The sequence below is a fragment of the Halobacillus sp. BAB-2008 genome, from assembly GCF_000328325.1.
Taxonomy (GTDB): Bacteria; Bacillota; Bacilli; order Bacillales; family Halobacillaceae; genus Halobacillus.
Genome location: NZ_ANPF01000032.1, coordinates 1 through 7,148 on the forward strand (window position 1 = coordinate 1; position 7,148 = coordinate 7,148).

Annotated in this window: 5 protein-coding genes and 1 pseudogene; all 6 read right to left on the reverse strand. The window is 38.5% G+C overall.

Going from position 1 to position 7,148, the window contains the following annotated elements:
• A partial coding sequence (locus D479_RS08705) for a tryptophan-rich sensory protein (RefSeq protein WP_008635895.1) occupies positions 1 to 281 on the reverse strand: 281 nt, incomplete at its 3' end.
• 390 nt (positions 282 to 671) lie between these two features.
• Entirely contained in the window at positions 672 to 989 is a 318-nt protein-coding gene (locus tag D479_RS08710) for a hypothetical protein (protein WP_008635896.1), read from the reverse strand.
• Positions 990 to 1,318: 329 nt separating this feature from the next.
• Positions 1,319 to 2,146: an ABC transporter permease gene (locus tag D479_RS08715; RefSeq protein ID WP_008635898.1), complete on the reverse strand. Its 828-nt coding sequence runs from the start codon at positions 2,144 to 2,146 to the stop codon at positions 1,319 to 1,321.
• Positions 2,143 to 3,114, reverse strand: coding sequence for an ATP-binding cassette domain-containing protein (locus D479_RS08720; RefSeq protein WP_039871176.1), 972 nt, complete (start codon positions 3,112 to 3,114; stop codon positions 2,143 to 2,145). The genes D479_RS08715 and D479_RS08720 overlap by 4 nt, the downstream gene beginning before the upstream one ends.
• 837 nt (positions 3,115 to 3,951) lie before the next feature.
• Positions 3,952 to 5,421, reverse strand: a complete 1,470-nt coding sequence (locus D479_RS08725) for an FAD-dependent oxidoreductase (protein WP_152413357.1) — start codon at positions 5,419 to 5,421, stop codon at positions 3,952 to 3,954.
• A 608-nt stretch (positions 5,422 to 6,029) separates the two neighbouring features.
• A pseudogene (locus D479_RS08730) lies at positions 6,030 to 7,132 on the reverse strand (threonine synthase).
• Positions 7,133 to 7,148: the final 16 nt, after the last annotated feature.

The following is a 7,148-nucleotide window of genomic DNA, read 5'->3' on the forward strand; positions in this document are numbered from 1 at the left end:
TTCCATAATTCATTTCCTATCAACATACTTATTGTTAAGATTAGAGCGATTTTTCGCCACTTTGATTCTGAAATATTAATAATTTGTCTGTATAAAATGAATCCTGACATAATGTAATAAAGAACCCCTACAACAATAAATATCCATAGCGGTACTAAGTACCAGGGTTTATTAAGATTGGCATACCATACTGTTAATGCATCACCAACAAAAATGTTACCTACAACTGCGAAAAAGATTACAACTGAAATACTAATCAGTATTGGCTTTATAGTAATCATCTCCTTTTTCAAATAATTTCTTGAATTAGATTTTTAACATTACCACTCATTATTCAATAGCTATCATTTCAAATTTTGAAAATTCCCAAAACAAATTTATTCAAGGAAAGGCTGAAGATCAATAATATGATCTTTAGCTCTTGCCCCCATTAGCTTAATTGAAAATTTAAAATTCATCATATGCGATTAAAATGGAATAAAAAGAGATAAGCCCAAGAATATCGTCCCTCCAGTGCAGTTCCCATTATTGTTAGTTCAATTATTTCAATTTTCTTTAATAACTACAATAGATTTAAAAAAACAGCAAATATCGCGAATTCAAGTCTTCAACTAACCCGCCCGTTTAGCAAAAAAAGCGATTGTTGTTATTGAACAATCGCTCCGTTAGTTTTATAATGCGCCCCTATCCCGATATAAAAACAACGTAGGTGCATTTAATAAAATGGTAACAATGACAAGTACAGTTGAAGCAACAGCTACAGCGTGCATTTCCGACAGAGCAGACCAGTCTTCAATGTTTACCAAGTAAAGGTTATAAAAAATTTGTAAACATATTGCGATAGCACAAGCGCTGAAACTGATAATGGTAAGAGCAATCCATTTCTTATTCATCTGTTTTTTACCTACCGCAAGATTAATAATAGGAATTATCCAAGCAACTAATCCAAGTACCAAACTGCCGATGTTAAGCCAACCAGCACCGAACATATTTCATCCCACCTTCATTTTTTCTTTCTAATTTCTCCTCAACAAAAATGTATCGATTGAGGAACATAATACAAAACACTCTTCCACTAATCTGCTCCGTCAGGTAACTAGTTAAATGCCACGGTATTCCTTGCGCTTATGTAATAAAGGGCTAATGCTCTATTGAACAATCGCTCCCTGTGAATTGGGCTTATTAAAGCAAAGCCCCGGTACAGGGAATAACTTAAAAAGCAGCGTTTCCTTTTAGAGGGAACGCTGCTTTTACTTTTGCTTTTGCTTTAATTTTCAGCATTTTAAAATGGGGTAGACTAATGCAATAAACTGGGAAACTACTTCTTATTTCTATATAGATACATCGTAAGCGGAGCAAAAATAATCAGAAATACAGCCGAAGAGAGGAATACCCAGCCGATGGCTTCAGCCGTTACATTTCCGTGCATAAAGCCTCTTACGGCATCAACCAGCAGGGAAATAGGGTTCACATCGACAAATCCCTCCAGCCAGGAAGGTAACGTCTGCGGATCGACAAATACATTACTGACAAAAGTGAGTGGAAAGAGCACCATAAAGCTGACCATCATCAAAGACTTCTCAGACCTCATAATGATCCCAAGCGTTGTCCAAACCCAAGATAAGCAGAAACAAAAAATCAAAATCATGCCTATGGCCCCGATGACACCAAGAAAGCCTCCTTCAGGGCGAAAACCCAGGATAAAACCGAGCGTAAGCATAATAATTGAGGCGCCGGAATAACGGATCATATCTACTAATAAGGCCCCAACAAGGGCAGAAGGAAGCCATATCGGAAGCGTTCGAAAACGGTCGAAAATCCCTTTACGTATATCATTATTCAAATCTATTCCCGTATACATTGTGATTTGAGAGACCGTCATCACGAGAATACCCGGCAGGAGAAATTGTAAGTATTCACTCGTAGAACCGGCGATGGCCCCGCCAAAAAGGTAGGTAAACATAAGCAGAAAAATGATAGGAAACACCGTCACATCAAACAGCTGCTCTGGCACATGTTTTATCCTAAGTAACGCTCTTGATGAAAAGGTTAAAGAAGTAGTCAGTGCGGACGGACGTTCAGGACGCTTCCGGGAGGTAATAGCTTGGCGCAATTGCTCTTCCTTAATGACATTTGGCTGGCTCATTTCGTCTCCTCCTTCTCTTCTGTTTTCTCTCCTGTTAAAGTTAGGAAAACTTCATCAAGACTCGGTTTTCCTAAGGAAAAATCACTGACTGGTATATTTTCATTTGTTAGGTCCCCTAAAGCTTTAGCAACGAGAGAAGCATCCCCTACTTGAGCAGACAAGGAGCCTCCCTCAGGCAATGAATGTATAGGGGTCTGAAGCTTCTCCTGAAGAATGGCCATCGCTTTCTCTTGATGATCTGAATTCTCCAACTGCACGTGCAGCGTTCCAGCCCCGACCGAAGCTTTCAGTTCTCTGCTCGTACCCTCTGCAATAATTTTCCCGTGGTTGATTACCGCAATTCTATCCGCCAGCTGGTCAGCTTCTTCCAAGTATTGCGTTGTTAATAAAACGGTTGTTCCAGCCTTAACAAGAGTTCTGACGATTTCCCAAACCTGGTTTCGGCTGCGGGGATCAAGGCCTGTTGTAGGTTCATCCAGAAAAAGAAGATCCGGGGTAGAAATAAGGCTTGCCGCAATATCAATCCGGCGCCGCATTCCTCCAGAATAGTTTTTCACTTGTTTTTTAGCTGCTTCCCCGAGACCAAAAGCAACAAGCAGTTCTTTGGCCCGCTCTTTTGCTTCCTTCCGGGAATAGCCAGCCAACTTTGAAAGAATAACGAGGTTTTCCACACCGGTTAAATCCTCATCTATGGAAGCATACTGCCCTGTTAAACTAATGCGCTCCCGAACCTTCCCTGCCTCTGAAACAATATCATGACCGAAAATATGAGCTTCTCCTCCATCCGGCTGCAGCAATGTGGCAAGCATACGAATCGTTGTCGTCTTACCAGCTCCATTAGGCCCCAAAAACCCGTAGACCATCCCTTTTGGAATCGAAAGATCGACACCGTCCACCGCACGTTGATCCCCGAATACTTTGACAAGTCCTTTAGCTTCTATAGCATATTCATTCGTCACTTTGTTCACCCTCTGCTTTTTTTTATAAACAAATTTCAAGTGAAATTATGTACACCTTAATGATAGTATTCCCATTATTTTAAGTGTTCATAAAAGACATTTCGATTGCCAAAGGGACCTCCTACTCTTACCTTTAGAGTATCCCAAGGGGTGGATTCAATGCCGGGGTAGAGTTTGCGAAGTTATTAGAGCAAGCTTCGTATTTTGATTATAATTCATTTCGTGGCCACTGGTATATGAATATGTCCTTAGTGCTGACCAGCTAAAGGACATATCTATCATACCAAAAGGTCATTTTTTGGTGAAATACGATATTTCTTCATAATCGGAATGCTGCCCTATAGTAAAAAAGCGATTGCTCATATTGAACAATCGCCCCCTATTGCGGAAGACTTGAAATCGAGATAAATTCCTTATATTGATGTGAAAATTTTCACCCAATAATCGGAAGTTGTTTTTTCGATAGTAAGTCTTCCACCAACATTTTATGCTCGGTAAATATATTCTCTGGCAGTGCTTCATGTGAAAAGAATTTATTATATATAGATTCTTCGTTGCTTTCAATTAGATCTCCACTGTACTGTTTACAAATAAAAGAAATTAGCACCAATGCTACCTGGTCTCATATCTATTACTTCAAGAAGAATATACCAAATGTTTTGGATATATAATTTACAAAATAAAATAAGGAGACGAATCTCTTTATTAAACATTCGCCTCCTTTACATTAAGACTTGAAATCAAGATAAATCAGAACAACATATTTTTTTAATTGCTTAAGGTGATGTTTAAAATTTTTTTGCAACACCAAGGTAACAGTCACTATTTATAACACCAGTTCAGCCCTTAATCTCTTTTATTTATCTCATGTGCTGCTCTTATTCCGGATTCAATGGCTCCTTCAATCCACCCATGAAAATCAGATGCTCCTTCTCCTGCAAAATGTAACCTTCCTTCCGGCTTTTTCATCGCAGCACTGAAATTTTCCCCTTGGCCTGGAAGAAATAGAGTAAATGCTCCTGCTGAAAAAGGATTCAATGCCCAGTCGTAAGCCACAGTCGTTAAATACTCTTTATATACGACATTTCCATATATTTTAGTAAGGTCTGTAAGTGCTTCTTTGACTTTTTCCTCCAATGATAAACTCGTCCATAACTCTGAATCATGCCCCCAACTATAACTTGCTAACAATACAGCTGGGCCAGGAGTGCCCCTGCCATGACTTGATATATAAGAATACCTAGTGGGTTGATCTGTGACAGCGTTGCCAACACCATACCTCTCCCAAAAGCGTGTTTTAAACTCTATTCCTATCTTTACAGCATTGATTGAATTCAGTTCCCTAATGATTTGGTACTTATCAAACGATATAGAATGATAAGGGTAGATATCAACGAATTGTATTAAAGGGAATGGGATCGTTATCAATGAATAATCACCCTCAAAAACACAAACCTGGTTAGTCAAAGTATTTTTAGTCTGAACTCTTATGCCACCTGTGGTGTTATATATTCGTTCAACTTGTTGTTTAAAGCATATGTTACTTTTCAGGCCGGTATAGAATGACCAAGGTAAGCGATCATTCCCACCTGTGATTTCTACAAAATCTACTTCTTGACTGAAAATAGGGAACGCAATATCGGTCAATATATCAATAAAGGAATACTCCGGAAAACCCTCAATACCTAAAAGAACAGCAATTTTCCTAATTGCTCCGTCAGAGAGACTAATACCAAAAGGATTAAACTTTAAGAATTCTCTCATTGAGTACTGCGAAAACTTATCTTTTAACTTTTCCTTTTCCTGAGGAGGGCTACCATAGAATAAGTCACGGAACGGTTGGGTGGCTTCTAAAAAAAGCTCTTGAGCTGTTTTCCCTTTTTCACTCTGTTTCAATGGATATTCTAATACGTCTGGGTTTAACTCATAATACTTCCTAGTAGTAAGAACGTTATTAGCATAAATTAAGTCGCTAGGTGACGTGTTGATGAATCGGTTTACAGGTAAACGGAATTTATGTATATACTCCATAACCAGCTTATGATTTGATGGTATTCTCATTGCACCTACATCAAGATAATTCCCTGGTGTAAAATTGGAACGATACGTATAAACACGTCCTCCTACACGATTGTTTCCTTCTAAAATTGTAACGTTGTGACCAGCTTGCTTAAGTAAAGAACCTGCAACAAGACCGGACATCCCTGCTCCTATAATGATTATTTTCTTTTTGTTACTCTTTCCACCAATGGGTAATCCGTTTCTAATAATAGAAAGCATATCAAATGGATATTGTAGAACACTTTCATACATCATTTCTATCCCCCTTCTTACACAGATATTCAAACTTCAATAAAATATCCCAATGACATGAAGGGTGTTTAGAATTCGTTAGTTGTGATACCAATTTAAAAATAGGATAAGTGTTTTTTCTTGGGCAATGCTATGATTGCTCTGTATATTATTAGCGACCATACCTTAATACAGAGTACCCCCACCTCATTGAGATGGGGGTATTTCTTTCATTTTAAAAAAAATCAATTTAAGTTGTACCACATTAAGCATAGTAAGGCATGAAAAATCGGTTCCTTAACAACTTTAGGAACCGATTTTCTGATTGGATTTATTCAACTAAAGCCCCCGTTTTTATAAGACTCGAATTCAAGATAATCAAAGCTATGAGTGGTTCTTATGCCTTTATCGGAAGCGCTAGAACCTTCTCATCACTTCCAAGAGTTACGACACCAGGTTTATAATCCAGTGGTGGTTGTATTTGAAGATCCAGCTCCCGCAATCGTTCCACCAGTTGCAATTATTTTAATGGTTGGCTTACTTTTCGTCGTCATCCACTCTACACCCTTCATACATCTAGCTGCTGATTTATCCTAGATCCATGGCAATAAATGGACCTAGGATAAGAGCGATCAATTTGATTTAATTCCTGCGCCACAAAGAGGTACGATTATTTTTTCTTCTGGTTCTTTCTTATATTTTAAATAGCCAGCATAGTTTGCGGCTGTTGTCACTTCAACATAAAAACCTTTATCACTAAGTTTCGCACGGGCACTCAGAATTTCATCTTCTTCAATCGTTATAAACTCACCATTAGTTTCGCGTACAGCTTCTAAAATTTGCGAGGAACGCACCGGTGTTGCTATAGCTATCCCTTCTGCTAAAGTGCCTTTATTCATAACAGGCTGGGCTGATAAATCCCCATTGTTGAAAGCTTCTACTAGCGGGGAACAGTTAACTGCTTGTATGGCAATAATTTTCGGCATTTTTTCGATTAAGCCATTGGCAAGTAACTCTTTAAACCCATAGTAGGCACCTAGTAAAAGCGTACCGTTACCAACAGGAATAATTAAGGTATCGGGTGTACCATTCAATTGCTCGAAAATTTCGTAAGCATACGTTTTAGTTCCTTCATAAAAGTAAGGATTATATACATGACTTGCGTAAAAGGCTTCTTCTTCTTTTACCGCTTGTTGGGCAGCTGCTGCAATATCTTCCCGAGTCCCTTGAATTTGTTTAATCGTGGCACCATGAGATTTCACATGTGCAATTTTCTTGGGGGACGTTTCCTCTCTTAGATAAATGTCGCAAGCAATATTACAACGTGCAGCGTAGGCAGCAATGGCAGTTCCAGCATTCCCGCTACTATCCGCAATAACTTTTTTGACCCCCAGTTCTTTTGCCTTCGTCATTAAAACTGCAGCTCCTCTGTCTTTAAAGGATAAAGTAGGCATCATATAATCAACTTTTACATAAGTATTTGGTTCAAGAGAATCTAGAACAATTAAAGGGGTTTGACCTTCTCCCATTGTTATAGACTTCCAAGTATTTGAATCCTTTTGGAATGGCATGGTTTCTAAATAACGCCATAATGAGTTCGGATAGCGATTCCATGATTCCACATTTATTATAGGAGTATCTTTTTCCAAATTTAATAAACTGCCACACGTACATTTCCATATAACGGGCGTAATAGCATGCTTTTTCCACAATCATTACAAATATAATGTTCCATCTTTCATCCATCCTTT